At 39.0% G+C, this 19,050-nt stretch carries 19 protein-coding genes; 13 read left to right on the top strand and 6 right to left on the bottom strand.

Annotated features, from left to right (window positions below):
• The first annotated feature begins 30 nt into the window (after nt 1-30).
• Both P9989_RS02705 and P9989_RS02710 read left to right on the top strand, forming a co-directional pair.
• On the top strand, nt 31-1,218 hold the full coding sequence (locus P9989_RS02705; RefSeq protein WP_283077288.1) for a cation:proton antiporter: 1,188 nt from the start codon (nt 31-33) through the stop codon (nt 1,216-1,218).
• 479 nt (nt 1,219-1,697) lie between these two features.
• A complete protein-coding gene (locus P9989_RS02710) occupies nt 1,698-2,081 on the top strand; it encodes a DUF2512 family protein (protein WP_283077289.1) in 384 nt (127 codons plus the stop codon).
• A gap of 225 nt (nt 2,082-2,306) precedes the next feature.
• Here the strand turns inward: P9989_RS02710 and P9989_RS02715 are convergent, their stop codons facing one another.
• Both P9989_RS02715 and P9989_RS02720 read right to left on the bottom strand, forming a co-directional pair.
• Nucleotides 2,307-2,495 carry a YjzC family protein gene (locus tag P9989_RS02715; RefSeq protein ID WP_283077290.1) on the bottom strand — a complete coding sequence of 63 codons (189 nt, stop codon included), beginning with the start codon at nt 2,493-2,495 and terminating at the stop codon, nt 2,307-2,309.
• A 219-nt stretch (nt 2,496-2,714) separates the two neighbouring features.
• On the bottom strand, nt 2,715-3,536 hold the full coding sequence (locus P9989_RS02720) for a manganese catalase (RefSeq protein ID WP_283077291.1): 822 nt from the start codon (nt 3,534-3,536) through the stop codon (nt 2,715-2,717).
• Nucleotides 3,537-3,807: 271 nt separating this feature from the next.
• On the opposite strand from P9989_RS02720, the gene P9989_RS02725 reads away from it, so the two are divergent.
• Nucleotides 3,808-4,680: a nucleoside hydrolase gene (locus tag P9989_RS02725; protein ID WP_283077292.1), complete on the top strand. Its 873-nt coding sequence runs from the start codon at nt 3,808-3,810 to the stop codon at nt 4,678-4,680.
• Between the two features lie 151 nt (nt 4,681-4,831).
• Here the strand turns inward: P9989_RS02725 and P9989_RS02730 are convergent, their stop codons facing one another.
• Nucleotides 4,832-5,854: a DUF3231 family protein gene (locus tag P9989_RS02730; RefSeq protein WP_283077293.1), complete on the bottom strand. Its 1,023-nt coding sequence runs from the start codon at nt 5,852-5,854 to the stop codon at nt 4,832-4,834.
• 233 nt (nt 5,855-6,087) lie between these two features.
• On the opposite strand from P9989_RS02730, the gene P9989_RS02735 reads away from it, so the two are divergent.
• The 5 genes from P9989_RS02735 (at nt 6,088) to thrS (ending at nt 12,912) form a co-directional block, all read left to right on the top strand.
• Nucleotides 6,088-7,665, top strand: coding sequence for a spore germination protein (locus P9989_RS02735; protein WP_283077294.1), 1,578 nt, complete (start codon nt 6,088-6,090; stop codon nt 7,663-7,665).
• Nucleotides 7,652-8,944 (top strand): Ger(x)C family spore germination protein, encoded by a 1,293-nt coding sequence (locus P9989_RS02740; RefSeq protein ID WP_283077295.1) that lies wholly within the window; start codon nt 7,652-7,654, stop codon nt 8,942-8,944. Before P9989_RS02735 ends, P9989_RS02740 begins: the two co-directional genes overlap by 14 nt.
• A 3-nt stretch (nt 8,945-8,947) precedes the next feature.
• A complete protein-coding gene (locus tag P9989_RS02745; RefSeq protein WP_283077296.1) occupies nt 8,948-9,157 on the top strand; it encodes a hypothetical protein in 210 nt (69 codons plus the stop codon).
• A 23-nt stretch (nt 9,158-9,180) separates the two neighbouring features.
• Complete coding sequence (locus P9989_RS02750; RefSeq protein WP_283077297.1) at nt 9,181-10,290, top strand: GerAB/ArcD/ProY family transporter; 1,110 nt, start codon at nt 9,181-9,183, stop codon at nt 10,288-10,290.
• A gap of 693 nt (nt 10,291-10,983) precedes the next feature.
• Nucleotides 10,984-12,912: a threonine--tRNA ligase gene (gene thrS, locus P9989_RS02755; protein WP_283077298.1), complete on the top strand. Its 1,929-nt coding sequence runs from the start codon at nt 10,984-10,986 to the stop codon at nt 12,910-12,912.
• Between the two features lie 114 nt (nt 12,913-13,026).
• On the opposite strand, the gene P9989_RS02760 is transcribed toward thrS, so the two are convergent.
• Together P9989_RS02760 and P9989_RS02765 are read right to left on the bottom strand one after the other, a co-directional pair.
• On the bottom strand, nt 13,027-13,440 hold the full coding sequence (locus P9989_RS02760; RefSeq protein WP_283077299.1) for a hypothetical protein: 414 nt from the start codon (nt 13,438-13,440) through the stop codon (nt 13,027-13,029).
• A 2-nt stretch (nt 13,441-13,442) separates the two neighbouring features.
• Nucleotides 13,443-13,655 carry a helix-turn-helix transcriptional regulator gene (locus P9989_RS02765; RefSeq protein WP_283077300.1) on the bottom strand — a complete coding sequence of 71 codons (213 nt, stop codon included), beginning with the start codon at nt 13,653-13,655 and terminating at the stop codon, nt 13,443-13,445.
• 422 nt (nt 13,656-14,077) lie between these two features.
• On the opposite strand from P9989_RS02765, the gene P9989_RS02770 reads away from it, so the two are divergent.
• A complete protein-coding gene (locus P9989_RS02770) occupies nt 14,078-14,605 on the top strand; it encodes a YehS family protein (RefSeq protein ID WP_283077301.1) in 528 nt (175 codons plus the stop codon).
• A gap of 340 nt (nt 14,606-14,945) precedes the next feature.
• Here P9989_RS02770 and P9989_RS02775 read toward each other — a convergent pair whose 3' ends face one another.
• Entirely contained in the window at nt 14,946-15,836 is an 891-nt protein-coding gene (locus P9989_RS02775) for a fructose bisphosphate aldolase (protein WP_283078813.1), read from the bottom strand.
• Nucleotides 15,837-16,110: 274 nt separating this feature from the next.
• Here P9989_RS02775 and P9989_RS02780 point away from each other — a divergent pair, with 274 nt between their 5' ends.
• From P9989_RS02780 to P9989_RS02795, 4 genes are all read left to right on the top strand, one after another.
• The gene (locus tag P9989_RS02780) at nt 16,111-16,761 is read left to right on the top strand and encodes an SDR family oxidoreductase (protein ID WP_283077302.1); all 651 of its coding nucleotides are present in this window, start codon (nt 16,111-16,113) and stop codon (nt 16,759-16,761) included.
• Nucleotides 16,762-16,934: 173 nt separating this feature from the next.
• The gene (locus P9989_RS02785; protein WP_283077303.1) at nt 16,935-17,378 is read left to right on the top strand and encodes a MarR family winged helix-turn-helix transcriptional regulator; all 444 of its coding nucleotides are present in this window, start codon (nt 16,935-16,937) and stop codon (nt 17,376-17,378) included.
• Between the two features lie 86 nt (nt 17,379-17,464).
• Nucleotides 17,465-18,415 (top strand): ring-cleaving dioxygenase, encoded by a 951-nt coding sequence (locus tag P9989_RS02790; protein ID WP_283077304.1) that lies wholly within the window; start codon nt 17,465-17,467, stop codon nt 18,413-18,415.
• Nucleotides 18,412-19,026, top strand: coding sequence for an alpha/beta hydrolase (locus tag P9989_RS02795; RefSeq protein ID WP_283077305.1), 615 nt, complete (start codon nt 18,412-18,414; stop codon nt 19,024-19,026). Before P9989_RS02790 ends, P9989_RS02795 begins: the two co-directional genes overlap by 4 nt.
• Nucleotides 19,027-19,050: the final 24 nt, after the last annotated feature.

A 19,050-nucleotide genomic window follows, 5' to 3' on the forward strand; every position in this document is an offset into this window, starting at 1 on the left:
ATTCCATTAGGAAGATGGGGGAAATTGAAAATGTCCATTACACCATTCCTGATTTTATTGTTTATCGGCTATATCATCTTCACCATTGATAAAAAGAAAGAAAATTTCCCTGTACCACTCATACTAGTCCTCGTCGGTATTGGGCTCTCTTTTATCCCTTATTTTTCTTCTATTGAAGTTACGAAAGACATGATTTATCACATCTTTTTACCAGGATTGTTGTTTACTTCAGCTTACCGGTTTTCTCCCGATGCCCTTAAAAGGAATGCTGGGATTATAACCTTCTTGGCTACGATAGGAATTATGCTCACTGTCCTCTTATTAGGTTGGACAATTTATGTGATCAGTGGTCTATTCGCGCTATCATTTGTTGGATCTTTATTGGTTGCTTCTATGCTGACACCCACAGATCCTGTCTCCGTCGTTTCCATTCTTAAGAAGTCTTCCGGAGATAAGATGATGGCTGACGTGGTCGAAGGCGAGTCGCTCATTAACGATGGCACAAGTATCGTCATTTTCACAGTAATCTTAGGTATATATCTTCATGATAAGACTTTTTCTATCGGTGCTTTCTTAGGTGAATTTTTATTTGTATCTATTGGAGGAACGCTTGTCGGCTTAGGATTTGGGTGGCTGTTTAGTAAGGCTATACACATTACTCATCATAAAGAATACCAGGTAATGCTGAGTATTATCCTTGCTTATGGAATTTTTAATTTGGCAGAGCATTTAGGCGTATCAGGGGTATTAGCCACCGTCTTTGCTGGTATCATGCTTTCCATTGAATTTAATCGCTCCCATCAGGAAGACCATTTCCGTGAATCATTAGACAGTTTCTGGGGAGTGGTAGAACTCTCGATCTTATCTTTATTATTCTTACTCATAGGTGTTGAATCTACTAACTATCTTTTATTTGATGCTTGGGGGCTTGCCTTTCTTATATTTGTTGCATCTTTATTGGTAAGATTTCTTATTATTGCTGGTACGACTCAGTCCTTCCCGGTTTGGAGAGACAAAATCAATTGGAAAGAATCCCTCCTTCTCAGCTGGTCAGGATTGAAAGGCTCTATGTCTGTCTTTTTGATCTTAAGTCTACAGGCTAAAGAAGCTCAAGGCACAGAATTCATCCTCTCTCTGACATTTGCTGCTGTCTTACTGTCTTTAGTGATCCAAAGCATTGGAATACATCCTTTGTCAAAAAAGATACTTACTGATTAATATTCCCTCAAGTGCTGAAGGGTGTACGTTTCGACTTAGTATTATATTAAGGGGTAGGGTGTGGGGAGGGAGCGGAGGAAGAAGAAGACGTTCACAATGGATATTAATCTGAATTTCAGAAAATGTTCTACCCAGATGACGAAAAATGGAGTGAATCTGTTATGACAGGGGGCACGGCTAGGTATTGAATCCGTGTTGAGTAAGGAAGGTATCTTGAACTAATTCATAAATCGAGAAAAGAAGCCAATGATGAAGAAGGACGTTTAAGTCCATGTCTCCCGGGAACGCATTATATAAGCCTTTCTTTTTATTTCCTCTATTTCTAATTTATAGGTAGTAATTAATGGAAGATGAGAAACGAAAGGAAACAATCTGGGCGTTACCCACATAAAACTTAAGTAAGACCTGATGGTGGGGATTGAAGAAGGCTTATAGAGTCTATACAAGATCTTTTACAACAAAAAAGGAGGAGAGACATCATGGAACATGTAAAGGCACTTGCAATCAAAGGGATCATGACCCTAATAGTCCTGTATGTAATCCTTAGTTTGGGGTTTGGAATTTCTTTTATTAACACGCTCATTTTAACTGTCGTTTTAGGTGCAGTCTCCTATCTTCTAGGGGATCTCTATATTTTACCTAAAACCAATAACATGATAGCTACTATGGCAGATTTGGGAGTCACGTTCATAATTGTTTGGATACTTGGGACGGTCTTAACAGGTATGGGACTAGGAACGATGATTTGGGAAGCTGCTATTTCAGCTGTTGCAATTGCAATAGGTGAATACTTCTTCCATTCTTATATTTCAAAGAAACCTCTTGGCGCCAACAAGAGATTAAGAGCTTCATATAGTCATTAAAACCACCAAGTAGCAGCTCTTAATAGGGCTGCTATTTTTATTTCACCCTTTTTGATGAAGTTCAAAGGAGCTAGAAAAGAGCTTCAACTGCTGATTGTGATAACGACTGCTATGAGTGAAACAACCTCTAACGATATAGGTTCCATTGACTTAAAATTTAAAAAAAGTACCTGGGGGAAGAACTCCTTTCTTCTCCCAGGTACTTATCTATCTTTTTCAATATAGTTATGAGACTTTTACCCAGTTTGCTGCATCGTTACTTGATGGAGAAGGGGGGAACTGCTCTCCTTCCTCTACCTTGACTTCCGTGTCATCTTGATTAGAAGAACCACCGTTGACTAAACTCTGTACTTTGTACTTACCGCTTTCTGGTGCTTTTTCACCTGTTTTATACGTCTGATTGTTATTAGCCATCTTACTCCACCTCCGATATAAATTTTAGAAAAGACATTAAGCTGTTTTCTTTTCTACTAAACTTGTTCCCTCCACTTAAGGGACTAAACGTCTTTAATGGTGAAAGTTACTATTTGTAAACAAAATGTAACTATAATACTCATTACTATACCTTTTTTGGTTATCCTGATAAAAAAAGAGACTGACTTAGTTAGGAATCAGTCTCTTTGCTCTATTATATTAATCTAGGGGAGGCGTTCCATGGACGTAGGATGGGGCTGGCTTTAACTCCTGTTTACCTCCGTGAGCTTTCGGCTTTTTCACGTAGTCAAATTCCCCATTTCCATCCGGAGCCTTCCCAGAAGCCCAGCTTCCTTTTTTGCTTTCCTCTCCTTCAGAAAAGTTCATAAGACTATAAGAAAAGTCAGTTGCTTCCCAATCAGATGGGACTGTAGACGGTACTGTGGTTCCCCGTTTTTCTTCTAATTCCTTAATAGCAGCAATCCATTGGTTTTGGTGCATCGTATCACGAGCTAGAAGGAAGGAAAGCATATCCTTCACTCCAGGGTCATCTGTAATTTCGTATAATCGAGCTACTTGCAGTCTTCCTTGCGACTCAGCATTTAAGTTCGCCCGGAAGTCCGCCAGCATATTACCACTTGCTACGATATAGCCAGCATTCCAAGGAACACCTGTACTGTTCTCAGGCATAGCACCAAGTCCTGATACAATAGCGTGATGAGGGTTCATTCCTCCCATGATCGAGCCGATTACAGGGTCTTCGGCTGCTTTTTCCTGTTCGTTAATAGGTGCATCGTCTAATAGCCTCGCGATCATCGTAGCGATCATTTCTACATGACCCATTTCTTCTGCTCCCGTATCCATAATCAAGTCTTTATACTTCTCATCCCCTCGAGCATTCCAGCCCTGGAATAAGTACTGCATAGCGACTGATATTTCACCGAATTGTCCACCTAAGATTTCTTGTAACTTTTTAGCGTATACCGGATCTGGGCGTTCTGGTTTAGCATGAAATTGTAGCTCTTTTTTGTGAGAAAACATCCAACCCCACCTTTCTCATAATAAGATTGGTTGGTAAGGATAATATTACCTCTTTACAACCATACATTCGATGTTCCCAATAACATGCGATAGGAAACATTAAAGCATCTAGGTAAGTCCAAGATTTCATTGATGTATAGAACCGTCCTTATTCCTCACTTTTTGGCATGATTCATGAATCATGGAATATATAGAATAGAAAGGGGGGTCTCATATTACGAAAAAAATTCTTTTATTTTGTGATCCTGGAATTGATGATTCTTTAGCAATTATGTATGCCATGCTGGATCCTGAAATTGAACTGGTTGGTATCGTCACTAGTTATGGTAATGTAACAAAAGACCAGGCTACAGCCAATGCTGCTTATTTGGTGCAATTAGCGGGTAGAAACGACATTCCCATTATCCCTGGTGCTTCCAATCCAGTTCACCAGAAAGAAATGATGTTCTATCCTGAAATTCACGGTGAGGAAGGAATCGGTCCAATACGGCCTCCTAGTAACATGCAATATCAGATTTATCCTTTTGACACCATTCGTATCATCATAGAGAAATATAGAAATGAGCTGATCATTGTAGATACAGGCCGTTCGACTACCTTGGCAACTGCATTTATTCTATTTCCCGATGAAATAAATAGGGTTAATTCCTTTTATGTAATGGGCGGGGCATTTTTTGTTCCAGGTAACGTAACGGCACTAGCGGAAGCAAATTTCTATGGAGATCCGACTTCATCTAACTATGTTCTTAAGTTTGCACATAACCTGACGATAACTCCGTTAAATGTCACTCAATTCGCCATTATCACTCCGGATATCGTAGACACCATTTCCAAAAACGAGAAAAACGTCTATGCTTCCATGATGGCGCCGGTCTTTGAGTATTACTACGAATTTTATAAAAAAAGTGTACCAGGTATATTAGGTGCACCTATTCACGATCTTCTCACTATTATACTCGTTAAAAATCCTACTATTGTTGATTACATATACTATGATGCAAATGTTGTAGAGGGTATAGAAGCAAGAGGACAATCCTATATTGACCTTCGACCAACAAGTAAACCAGGAAAAACGGGTATTGCCACCACACTTTATTACGAAGCATTTATAGAAGAATTTAGTAAGGTGATGTTGCCGGAATGATAGGGTGTTTATTGATCCATTTTATTAACGGTATTGCCTTGAAATTATGCGCTACTCGAAAGCCCGTTTTCTCCTAATTTATATAACGAGAATGGGCTTTCTTTATTTTTCGTTATTTTAAAGCGCTGGGTTAAATAGTGAAACGCCAGAATCATTCTGTATCTTTTGATTTAGTAAGTTTTTGCTTATCTATTGTTCCAGGTGGCTGTTCTAACCATCTATTTTTAATCATGAGGTCGGCGCCATCCTTCGCATATCGAGCGATTTCTATGGATAAGCGTTCATAATTTACCATAAGGTCGTTTCTTTGACTTGCAGCTGCTGCGGTCGCGTAATTCCCAGTTCCAGCCCCACTTAATAAACCCATATGAAATAAAGTTAATTTATCTGAGAATGGTGGGGTAGTTGAGTCTGTAATACTAACATCCGATGAGGCAGGGGGCTGTATGTTATTATTCATAAGTGCTTTTGTAAAGATTTCAACATGTTTTTTTGAAATATCTGCCCCTCTTAACATCCATTTTTGAACCTGTTCATTCGGTGAAGTTTGAGCAAAACTAAGGGCTAGTTTAGTTCCTATCATGTTAGTTTGAGTGTTCATGAACAAATGAGATATTTCAATTGAATTTAACGGCCGTTGGTTACCGAGAAGAGAAAATCCATTTATATATTTTTTTGAGTCTACAAAGTCCGTTCTAGTTGGATAGGCAATATAAGGTGCTCTAACAAATAAACCTTTTGAAAGGAGTACGTCTGTACTATTGTCGTATAGATCAGACGTTTCTTGCAGTCCTTCCATAAAATAAGCTCGTATATCTTTTCGGGCACTCATAGCGATAAAACTGCTGTAGGCAAGTAATCCAACCTTAGCCATATGGTTGATGTAATTTAGCATGAACATGTCTGTATAAAGCCTAGGGGCATTTAAATTTAAATCCTCCTTTTTTGTAAAACCTGTCGGCAATGGTATATTTTCAATTTGAAATATACTTGTTAGCTTTTTTATGTGTGCAGATGAAATGTCATAAGCAAACTGAACAATAGGTCGAATTTCGTCGTCCTCTACATGTTTGAGAAAATACTTTAAAATACATTTGGACATGCTATCATTCATATAAGAAGTCCAAACAGAACTTATTTCAGAAGAAGTTAGCTTCGTACGATTTTCAGTCATAATTAAGTTCCTCCAAAGAATATTTTTTAGGTATGGATTTATTCTTTACGAAAAACTCATTAATATTATGGCAGAGGCTAGGGTAGGTTTACCCCTAGCTTTTCTTTTGCCAAGATTGATGACCATCGCAGCGATTTTGGATTGTAAAGAAAGGTTTTTAACTTCTGAATTTTAAATACCGGGAATAATTAACCTCTTTTATGAAAAACTAATTTTCAAAGGAGGTGCGGTAGATGAGTAGATCTCTCCCAAACAACAAGGATAATGAGCAATTAAACACTGAAACTTCTTCTATTCTGCTATCTTTGTCTCTTGAGTCAAACCTCTCTATGTTAAAAGAGACATTTACTTCATGTGACGACATCGTCTTTCGCAAAGCGCAATTCGGTAATCAATCTGGTTGCCTAGTTTACTTATCTGAAATGATCAACAATCAGACATTGTTTGAAATAGAAAAAGGGCTCTCTTCTTCTTCAGTCCCTCATACCCAGCAGGGTTCAAAAGAATCCTTCACCGAACTTATTCGCCGTCACTTCCCATTAAGTAGTATGGATGAATCAGACAATTCTCAATTCATCATTAAAAAAATTTTGGCAGGACAAATTATTCTTCTAGTTGATGGAATAGATCATGTTTTTTTGTTCAGTTCAAATAACCAAACAAGTAGAAGAGTGACAGAGTCAGATAATGAGCGGACTGTTCGGGGGCCAAAAGAAGGGTTCGTCGAAAACATTCATACAAATTTGCAGTTAATCCGTCAGAAAATACAAACACCTGTTTTAAAGGTGAAATATTTAACCCTTGGCAGACAAACAAATACACAAATAAGCGTTGTGTATATGAAAGGGATCGCGGATGAGGAAATCGTAAATGAGGTACAACGTCGATTGACCGATATTGACATTGATGGGGTGTTGGACAGTCATTATATAGAATCGATGATAAAGGATTCCCCGAGGTCCCCTTTTCCCACTGTTTTTAGCACAGAACGTCCTGATCGTGTCTGTGGCGGGTTGTTAGATGGGAAGGTAGCCATTCTTACGGATGGTACACCCTCTGCTTTAACGGCACCTGCGATGTTTGTCGAGTTTCTTCATTCAAGCGAAGATTATTATGACAGCTCCTTAATCGCAACAATTATTCGCTGGGTACGTTTTTTAGGGCTTTTCGTCATTTTAATTCTTCCAGCATTTTTTGTGGGGATGACCATGTTTCATCAAGACTTATTACAGACACCTTTTCTAATGAGGATTGTCGCCAATCGGGAGGCCTTGCCGTACCCTGTGTTAGTCGAAGGCATTTTTATGCTGCTGACATATGAACTAATTCGGGAGGCAGGGTTACGAATGCCGAAAATATTCGGTGGTCCTGTGGTAACCATTTTAGGACTCGTGTTAATAGGGCAAGCTGCGGTACAAGCAGGGATTATTGGTCCCGTGATGGCAATTGTCGTTTCAGTAACGGCTTTAACGTCCTTTATTTTACCTAATTATGAATTTCATCAAATTATACGCTTTTGTGGTATTCCCATACTGTTATTGGCAGGACTTTTTGGTTTTATGGGGATCATTGTCGGCCTGATGTTTGGGTTAACTCATCTCGTCAGCTTACGTTCCTTTGGTGTCCCTTACTTTTCACCCGTTTCCCCTGCAAGAAAAGAGGGATGGAAAGACGTATTTATGCGGGCACCATGGTGGGCAATGGATACCCGTACGCCGGGCCTTGGAGTGGATAATGTTGACCGTACAGGGAAGGATAATATCTCCAAACCTCCAAAAACTGGTGAGGAGGATCGTCATGAGGAAAAATAAGCCTTTCAAATGGACACGTCTATTTCAAGCGCTAGTACTACTTGTAATGGTTTTATCACTTTCAGGGTGTTGGGATGCGGATGAAATCAATAACCTTTCCACGATCAATCTCATCGGAATTGATGAAACGGATTCCGGCCAAGTTGAGGTAACAGCTGTCATTGTTAAACCCCATACCCTTTTTTCAGAAACCGCTGTTGCTGGCAATGAACAAAATAAGTTTCTGATTGAAACAACAACAGGTAAAAGCATTCTTGAAGCGCTAGGTAATTTATCAAGTACCATTTCTGAAAAAGTTTACTTTGGACACGTCAATGCGATCGTGTTTGGAGAACGGGCAGCACGTGAAAGGATGGTATCCTCCTTAGATTTTTTCAAAAGACAAACCGGTTTTCGTCCAAGTACTAAGTTACTGGTAACCAGAGGAACCGCATCACAATTGGTCAAAACGATGCCTCAGTTCAATGTAACACTAGGGATGGAACTGGACGATTTAGTACTTTCAAACCGGTATGCTACTACGGCTATGGTGAAGGACATTAGTCAATTTATGAAGGCACTTTCCAGTAATACAACGGACCCAATTACAGGTGTCATCAGTGCAGCCGAAAAGCAAGGAATAGAAATAGGAAAGAATGAAAAGGAAACAAAAAAGCAGTCTGATACTGAAAAAAGTGAAGCAACAGCCAATACAATTGAAAAAAATCAAAAAGATATACCAAAGGTACTAAGTCTAAAAGGTACCGCCGCGTTTAAGGGTGGGCAATTGCAAGGTTTTCTCGATGAACGGGAAACACGTGGACTACTATGGGTAAAAGGAGAACTCCAAGATGAAATTGTTGTTTTAAGCTGTGGAGAAAACAACAATGAAACAGTTACCTTAAATATCACAAACTCAAAATCGAAATTCACACCTGAACTATCTGGCGGAACAACCAAGATAGGTGTAGATATTCAAGTTGAGGCCGACATCGGTCAATTGACTTGTCCTGATTTCAACGTTAATACCGATCAAATTGACCGTTTAAATCAACACCTTGAGAGAGTGGTTGTACAAGATGTTACCAGTGTGTTGAGCAAGGCGAAGAACCACTGGCAAACGGACATTTTTGGATTCGGTCAATCTTTTTATCGAAACTACCCGAACAAGTGGGAACAAATAGCTCCTCTTTGGAGAAACGGCCTGTTAAAGAATACGGAAGTAGATTTAAAAGTCTCGGCAAATATATCTCGATATGGACTGCTTAAAGATCCAATCAGAGCGAATGAGGGGGAGTAACAGGTGAATAGTTTATTATGTTTACTTCTTGTAGTGTTGATTGTACTGACCACAGGCACCCATATCCATTTTGTATGGAAAAGAAACCATTATAAAATGTTAGCTGCCCAACTTGGGATCATTAGTCTCACGATTATTCTAAGCATACTGGCGATTTATGATCTTTCTGATCCTTCCATATCTAAATTATTAAATATGTTGAGCCCCTTGTAGGAAAAGAAACGGAGGTACCAACCATGATTGAAAAAGGCAGAATAAGTAATATTCAGGCAGCCATGTTGGCCATTACATCCTTAACGATCGTTGGGCACTTAATTTTGTTAACCTTAGTCCTCCAACAAAGCGGACGGGATGGCTGGATTGCAGCTATTGGAGGCGCCATTTTGGGGTTGATTGGGATTATTACATTGGTGAAACTATCTCGGTATTTCCCAGGTCTAACATTAATTGAGATTTTATTTCAACATTTCTCGTGGCCGGGTAAAATTATCGGGGTGCTTTATCTGGTTTATTTTTTCATTATGGTTACTTTGGGGACGAGATTGTTTGCTGAAGCGTTTAAAAAAGTCATGGATGAAACACCAATGTGGGCGTTTGTTACGGTTATTCTGCTCTTGACAACATATATTGTGTATCTGGGGTTAGAAACCTTGGGGAGACTCAATCAAATTATGCTCCCGGTTTTAGTAATTATAGCAATGGCAGTGGTTTTCCTTACCATGGGTGAAAAAAAGGATTATACAAATTTATTACCAATCATGGGAGATGGGCTGATGCCTGTTACTGTAGGTTCCCTATCGGTAATGGGTTGGTTCGGTGAGTTTGTGATTTTGGGCATGATCCTCCCCTATGTTCAACGACCGGAAAAATTGGTTAAAACAGGCGTTGGGGTAGCCGTTGTTACCTTAATCTTTTTTCTAGGTCCTATCACTGGCCCTGTAGCTTTATTCGGTGCCGAACAGGCTGCGAAGATGTCCTTACCAACCTATTCAGAGGTCCGTTATATCGAAGCTGGAAATGTCATCAATCGCTTTGATGCTATTGCGGTAATCTTATGGACGGTCGGTCTAATGATTAGAATATCGCTATTTTTCTACGGACTAAGCTTAGGATTAGCCCAGGCTCTTCGACTAAATACATACCGACCTTTAGTTATTCCATTAGCCTGGTTGATTGGAGTAGGGTCCATTCTATTTGCCAGTAACTACCCAGAACTGAATGAATTTCTCTTTAAATCCTATGTCCCTCTCAATATTTTGATGGGTGCTGTTATACCTTTAACGTTGTTCATATTGGGTTTAATGAGATTTAAAAATAGCAGGAATCAAAATGGTTTAAGTGGTTAAAATGACATTAACCATACCGCCAAAATTAAAGGGTTTTTCAATCATGAGGAGACAAACTTAAACAAATCGAGTGTTCCTAAAAAAGGAATACTTGTAAATATATTGACTTGTGGTAGATTATCCTATATATTAGGATGAAATTAAAACATGGCGATGACAAGGACATGAGTCATTCTTAACGGTTTACAGAGAGGGAAGGCAAGGCTGGAAACTTCCTAACGCTGTGGAATAGCTTACCCCCTTAGAGCAGTATTGGTGAACAAAAGTAATCAATACCGTAGGTGCTACGATACAGCAATATGAAGCCATTACCTTTTAATTAGGTGGTGGAAATCTGGGTGGAACCACGAGACCGCACACACTCGTCCCTTTTGTTGAGGGATGAATGTGTGTTTTTTATTTTAATTTTATACAAGTAATGCAATGAAAAGGACATGAGTTATTTTTAACGGTTTACAGAGAGGGAAGACACGGCTGAAAACTTCCTAATGCTGCGGAAAAACTTACCCCCTTAGAGCAGTACTGGTGAAAACACAGTAATCGGTACCGTAGAAGCTACGATATAGCTTAAACAAAGCCATCATGATTTTAGGATATGATGGGAAGTTGGGTGGAACCACGAGTTATGATACACGCTCGTCCCTATTTTAGGGATGGCGTGTTTTTTTATATCCTAAAAAGGAGTGTTGATTTATGAAACAAGAAGAAGTTGTAATCAAGTTTCCAGACGGAAATGAAAAACAGTTTCCAAAGGGTATTAGCTTAGAGCAAATCGCAGACTCCATTAGTCCAAGTTTAAGAAAGAAATCTTTGGCAGGTAAAGTTAACGGGACATTGTATGACCTTAAGAGAAGTATTGGTAAAGATGCTGAAATAGAGTTATTGGATATAAGTTCTTCGGCTGGTATCGAGATTATGAGGCATACAACCGCGCACGTATTAGCACAAGCTGTTAAACGTCTGTATGGAAACATTCATTTAGGTGTTGGACCCGTCATCGAAAATGGTTTTTACTATGATATTGATGTAGAGCATAGCATTACAATGGATGAGCTAGTTAAAATCGAAAAAGAGATGAGTAATATCATCTCAGAAAATCTTGAGGTTGAACGTAAAGAAGTCTCACGTAAAGAGGCAATGGAGATCTTTACACATGATCCTTTAAAATTAGAACTGTTAGAGGATATTCCACAAGAAGATATGGTTACAGTATACCGTCAAGGGGAGTTTTTTGATTTATGTCGGGGTCCCCATTTGCCTGTTACACGATTTATCAAAGCTTTTAAGCTAACTCATGTTTCTGGGGCTTACTGGAGAGGGGATAGCCAAAATAAAGTGCTTCAGCGTATATATGGCGTGGCTTTTGCTTCAAAAGAAGAACAGGCTGAATATTTTCGCTTTGTTGAAGAAGCAAACAAAAGAAATCATCGGAAATTAGGGAAGGAACTAGAGTTATTTATGTTTTCAGAAGAAGCACCTGGAATGCCTTTTTATTTAGCCAATGGTCAACTTATTCGAAATGAATTAGAGTCCTTTTTAAGGGATTTGCAGCATTCATATAATTATAAAGAAGTACGTACACCAATAATGATGAACCAACGGCTATGGGAACAGTCAGGTCATTGGAACCATTACAAAGAAAATATGTACTTTTCTGAAGTAGATGATCAAAAGTTTGCCTTAAAGCCAATGAACTGTCCCGGACATATGCTTATTTTTAAGGATAAACTTCATTCCTATCGGGATCTCCCTATTCGGATGGCTGAGTTTGGGCAAGTTCATCGACATGAATTCAGCGGGGCCTTGAATGGTATGTTACGAGTACGTACATTTTGTCAGGACGATGCCCATATCTTTGTAACACCAGATCAAATAGAACAGGAAATCACAGAAGCTTTAACATTAATTGATTACGTGTACAGTACATTTGGGTTTAGTTATGAAATTGAACTCTCAACAAGACCAAGTCATTTCATGGGGGATGAGCTGTTGTGGGATAAAGCAGAGGGCGCCCTAAAGAATGTCTTAAACGAACTTAACTATAACTTTAAAATCAACAAAGGTGATGGAGCATTTTATGGTCCGAAAATTGATATCCATATTAAAGATGCACTTAAGAGAAGTCATCAATGTGCTACAGTCCAACTAGATTTTCAAATGCCGGAGAAATTTGACTTATCTTATGTGGATGAGAGCAACGAAAAAAGCCGTCCAGTTGTTATTCATCGTGCTGTCTTTGGGTCCATTGATCGTTTTCTAGGTATCTTAATTGAGCATTTCGGCGGTGCATTTCCTACTTGGTTAGCACCTGTTCAAGTAAAAGTAATAGGTGTATCCAATAAAGCTCATAAGGAATATGCAGACGAGGTTACACAACGGTTGAAACAAGAAGGAATACGAGTGGAACATGACTTACGCGAGGAAAAGCTCGGTTATAAAATGAGAGAAGCTCAAATTAAAAAGGTGCCAAATATTCTTGTAGTGGGGGACCAAGAACGTGAGAATCATACTGTAAATGTAAGAAAATACGGACAAGAAGGGTCGGAAGAAGTTCAAATAGATGAGTTTATCTCTAGTCTGAAAAAATCTATTAATAATAAATGGCTGAACGAAGGTGTATAGTGTCTAAGTTCTGGTCAGCTATTAAAAGACTATATGATTATTCAGTTGGACGATATGGCGCTATTCTGGAATAAGAATTGCGCCATAAGGTCGTATTCAAGTAAATTTAATCGATCAATTTAATGGGAGGGCATCTTCTATTTCCTCACGATTATTAAGATAGTCTCGTATAATCCATCTTAAAACGAAACTAGCTAGAATAGTATAGGCGATTACATTAGGAAAAGTAAGAGGGATATCCGTGTGGAGTACGAGTACACCGCCTATGAATAGGAGTAGAATAATAGCCCAACAGGTAATGTATCCGGCAAAGTGAGCATTAGAACGTGTGCGCTGATCATGCTCAAGGTTAACTTTGGTCCAATTTCCCTTCTTGTGAATATCAATCCCAAAGGCCCCATAATGAATCGTAGCTACAATCGCAGCAACTAAAGTCATTGTAGAGTGAGACTGAAAAAAATACATATAAAATAAAATTAACGGAATCCCTATTTTCAACAGGAAATTTGTTCTATAGGTTACGTTCATTTTCATTCCTCTCCTTCGATCCAAAATAAATTTTCTAAAGAACAATCTAGTACAGTAGCTAATTTAATGGCTGTTCCAATGGATGGTTCATAACGTTGCTTTTCTATAGCAATAATCGTTTGTCTGGTAACGAGGATCTTTTCGGCCAATTGATCCTGAGTGAAACCCATTTCTTTTCTAAAATCTTTTACGGCATTACGTACTCCATGTTTCATCGTTAACGACCTTCCTGGATTGTAATGTGCACCTTACATAATTCAATTATATATGAGGGTTTATGTAATGTAAACATTACATTTAAAATTTTCCATATTTGTATGTAAATAATCACTCAGTTAATGCGGTTGTTCCATACTTCAAAACTTTTTTGAAGTATATATGGTATGAATTATTTGGTGAGCAGTTTTGGGGGCTCTTTTTCATATTTCCGTTGTTCAATTATCAAGCGTCTTTAATAAAGATTAGCACTCATTTTTCTTCTAAAGAGCCAAATCTCGTAATAAGATTTGCGCCATATTATTAAGTAAAGAATTGAGTTAAAAAGGGAAAAATGCCAACGAAATTATGTAAAAGGGAGGCTTGGTGGTTCTTATGAAGATGCTGTGGTATTATTAGGCATATTATTGGAGGTGTATAAATGGATAATAATGATATATTAATTAGATTAAGATATGCCCTGGATATAAAAGATATAGATATGATAAAAATATTCAAACTTGGTGGCATTGACCTAACAAAAGAAGAAGTGTTAAAGGTACTCACAAAATCAGATGACGGGTACGATGATGAGCTTGACTATGATGGTGATGTAGCTGAAAGTGAAGAGAATATAAAATGCACGAACAGTATGTTAGAGTCATTTTTAAACGGCATGATTATTTTTAAAAGAGGACCACAAGAACCAAAACCTGGACAACCAAATAAACCAGACCGGTCAATAAAGAATTATTCAAGTGTTAATAACGTCATGCTAAAAAAAGTGAAAATAGCACTAACGTTAACAAGTGAGGATATAATAGATATCCTAGAAGGCGCAGGTGTCACGATAACAAAAGGGGAATTAAGCGCGTTATTAAGAAAAGAAGGCCACAAGAATTATAAAGAGTGTGGTGATCGATACGCCAGGAATTTCTTAAAAGGATTAGCTATAAAATATAGAGTATAAGAAGGGCTATGAGACTGTATGACATTTAATGCCCTTCCTCACGAATGCTTGAAATACTTGATAGCCTTCCTTCTCTAAATGAATCGCAATTAAATCCGCGATTTCTTCTCATCATCTGCTACAAGAATGTATTTTGCTTTGAACCCATGGACAGGATGTATACCGATCCTCAAAGACCCTATTATGCCAATAATTTGTGACCACAACAACGTGTTGTGGTCACATTCTTTAGTCATAAGCTTTTTCAAGATAAGAAGTTATTAATTTCATTAAGTTTTCGGATCCTAAAGAGAAAGAAAGTGATAAGGAGTACACCTTTGTACTTCCACCCTTTTTCCTGCTATCTTTTATTCACAGAAGCATCGTAAATCGAATCCACAGCATTCTTCAATGCTGTATTAAACTCTTCTTCAGACTGATTGGCATTTAAGTCAGCAGATAGTGCCCGGGAGAAGCTCGCAATGAGCCCATCATTTTCTTTCAACTTCTCATTTGCTTCTGTACGAGAATAACCGCCTGAGAGAGCGACGACCCGTACAACGCGAGGATGCTCAATCAATTCTTTATAGGCATTGGCCGTTGTTGGAATCGTTAGCTTTAGCATCACGTTTTCGTCTTCTGTTAAGTCATTTAAGTGCTTAATAATTTCATCTCGAAGGATTTCCTCCGATTTTTCTTTGTCTTCACTGTGAATATTGACTTCCGGCTCAATAATCGGGATGAGGTCAGAAGCGATAATACGTTTTCCGACTTCAAATTGCTGTTCAACGACAGCTTTAATTCCGCTTGAATTTGGTTCGTGAATGACAGAGCGCATTTTAGTACCGAAAATGTTTCGTTCGTTAGCACGTCTTAGTGTCTCATCCAAATTATTAATCGGTTTCATGAGCTGTACACCGTTTTCCTTTTCAGCAAGTCCTTTATCCACTTTGAGGAAAGGGACAATTCCTTTATCAGCGAGGTAATCCGCTGTATATTTGCCTTCGATTTCGCGGTCCATCGTCTGCTCGAATAGGATGGCGCCAAGGATATGGTCGGAATTAAATGCAGGAGATGTGATAATTCTTGTCCGCATTTCGTGAACCAAATCAAACATTTCATCCTCACCAGAATAAGAATCTTCTGGTACACCGTACGCTGCTAATGCTTTCGGCGTACTACCGCCACTTTGGTCGAGGGCAGCGATAAATCCGTTTCCGTTCTTTATTTTACCGAATTGTTTGTTGTTCATCATTTTCCGCTCCTTTTTTCTAGTATTCAAATTAAAGTCCATTTATACTCTTTCCCTTTTTTCTCCCTATTTAACACAAATAGAGCAAAAAGAAGCACATGATTTAATGGGAGTCCTCTTCATATATCGTAACCTTATAAAAAAAGGCAAGGCAGGATCAGGCGTCAAGGTGAAGTTCTAGACATCTTCATCTGTTTCCATTTACGATAATAGGGAAGGGACATGTATCGATTGTATCATCAATGATCTAGTTTAATTAGAAAGGGTGGAGAAATTGAAAGTTCTTGTTGTTGGAGCAAATGGTCAAATTGGAAAACATCTCGTTTCATTTATTCAGGATAGCGATAACCAGGAAGCGAAAGCTATGATTCGTAAACAGGAGCAAGCCTCCTTTTTCGAAGATTTAGGTGCGGAAACCGCGGTGGTGGATTTGGAACAGGATATCGAAACGATTGCAGCAGCGGCTGAGGGAGTGGATGCGATCGTCTTCACTGCAGGATCTGGGCCGAAAACAGGGGCAGACAAAACCATTTTAATTGATTTGGACGGTGCCGTAAAAACTATTGAAGCGGCAAAAGTTGCTGGAATAAAACGGCTTATCATGATTAGTTCGTTTGACACGAGCCGTGAAGCAATTCAGGCAGCTCCTTCGTCCTTTTCGCCATATGTTGCAGCAAAGCATTATGCAGATGAATGGTTGAAAAGAACAGACTTAGATTATACGATTATCCATCCTGGCCTGCTGACAAATGATAAAGGAACAGGTCAAGTAGAGGCCGCATACGAAGTAGACAGGGCTGAAGTTCCTCGAGAAGATGTGGCAAGTGTCATCGTTTCAAGCCTGGAAAATGAGACAACGATCGGCAAGGAATTTCAAGTAGTGAGTGGAACGAAACTTATTAAGGAAGCAATAACATCCATCTAAGTGAATATGGATAGTTTTTGTTACTTGGTTCGATGTTTAGAAGACAATTTGCCGATAAGGTGAATTGTCTTTTTTAACGTGTCTGGAACTTTACGTTTAGAGTTGACAAATCTAACGAAGTTCTATAGAATTTATCTTGAATTAAAGATAAATTAATTAAGGATTTGATGCTCATGAAGCAGTATGATGAAAAAGATTTGTCCTTAAAATCATTTATTGTTCTTTCTCGTGCGAATCATGCTGTGGAAGGAAAAATTAGAGAAGATATTCGAAAGCATGGTTTGAATCCTACGGAGTTTGCCGTATTAGAACTGCTTTACCACAAAGGTGACCAGCCGATACAACGTATTGGGAAAAAGATCCTGCTGGCAAGCGGCAGTATTACGTATGTGGTTGATAAATTAGAAGAAAAGCACCTTTTGCAACGTATTAGATGTCCAGAGGACCGACGCATTATTTATACTAGGATCACAGACAAAGGCAAGAATTTGATGAATGGTATTTTTCCAAAACATGCAAAAGGTATTCAATCTATATTTGGGGAATTGGATGAGACTGAAAAGGAAACACTGATTTCTTTATTAAAAAGGCTAGGTCTTTCTTTGAAGGAAAATTAAATTTTTTTAGGTTATTATCTTTAATTCAAGATAAGTGAATTGAAAGTAAAATGACAAGACATAATACAAACGATAGGAGGATGGCCATGACAAAAGCTACGGCAGGTATCCACCATATTACAGCGATTGTAGGGGATCCGCAGGAAAATGTTGATTTTTATGCAGTTGTTCTTGGGTTAAGATTGGTCAAAAAGACCGTGAATTTTGATGATCCAGGCACTTACCATTTGTATTTTGGAAACGAGAAGGGACAACCGGGTACGATTATGACCTTTTTCCCCTGGGCAGGTGCCCGTAATGGCCGGATTGGTACTGGTCAGGTAGGTACAACGACATTTGTCGTGCCCGAAAACACCCTGGGTTTCTGGGAAGAGAGGCTTCTTACATTCAATGTTTCAGTTAGAAAAGAAACTCGTTTTGGGGAAGAATTTCTCCAATTTAATGATCCGCACGGATTACACCTTGAAATCGTTGCACGAGAAGAAGGTCCTAATAGTAAGTGGGAAGATGGCAGTGTTACAGCTGGATTTGCTATTAAAGGATTTGGCGGGGCTATTCTAAATACAGCAGCTCCATATAAAACGGCAGACCTACTTGAAAATGTCATGGGGATGGAAAAGGTTGGACAACAAGATGACTACCTTCGTTTTCGTTCTTATGCAGATTTGGGTAATGTCGTTGATATTCAATTAACGGCAAGCACAAGAGGCGAAATGGGTGCTGGTACCGTCCATCATATAGCATTTAGAGCTGAAGATTTCGAAGACCATAAAGAATGGCAGAGCCATATTGCACATCAAGGATATTTCCCGACAGACGTAAAAGACCGGGATTATTTTAACGCCATTTACTTCCGTGAACATGGTGGAATATTGTTTGAGATTGCAACCGACCCGCCAGGATTCACGCGTGATGAGACATTCGACGCGTTAGGCGAAGAGTTAAAACTTCCCCAATGGCTGGAAACTCATCGTACGAGAATTGAAGAGGTTCTTACACCTATTACTGTTCGAGAACGTAAGGAGGAGCAATCATGAAACACATTTTCCACAAAGGAACAGATTTAGAGAAACCAACTTTCCTTCTGCTGCATGGTACTGGAGGGACAGAGACGGATTTATTACCGATTGCGGGTATGATTGATGATTCTGCATCTGTATTGGGTGTTCGTGGCAACATCAGTGAAAACGGTATGCCTCGATTTTTTAAAAGGCTTGCTGAGGGCGTATTTGATGAAGAGGACTTAATTAAGCAAACGAAAGAACTTCATCAATTTCTTGATACAGCTGCTGATGATCATAATTTTAATCGGGATCATTTACTCGCCATTGGCTATTCCAATGGTGCGAATATAGCCGCTAGCTTGCTTTTCCACTACCAAAATTCTTTACAGGGAGCCGTATTATTGCATCCTATGGTGCCGCGTCGGGGGATTGAACTACCTGATTTGACGGGACTGCCTGTATTTATCGGTGCGGGTACAAATGATCCGATTTGCAGCCCGGAAGAAACTAGGGAATTAGCAGAAATGCTGGAAAAATCCGGAGCCACTGTAGAAGTTCATTGGGAGAATCAAGGGCATCAACTCACAAAAAGCGAGATTGACAAAGCGGCTGAATGGTACAGGGCAACCTCGATTAAAAAGTAAACTTTACGAAACTGAGGTTTGGGT

This window comes from Halobacillus naozhouensis, from assembly GCF_029714185.1.
Classification (GTDB): Bacteria; Bacillota; Bacilli; order Bacillales; family Halobacillaceae; genus Halobacillus_A; species Halobacillus_A naozhouensis.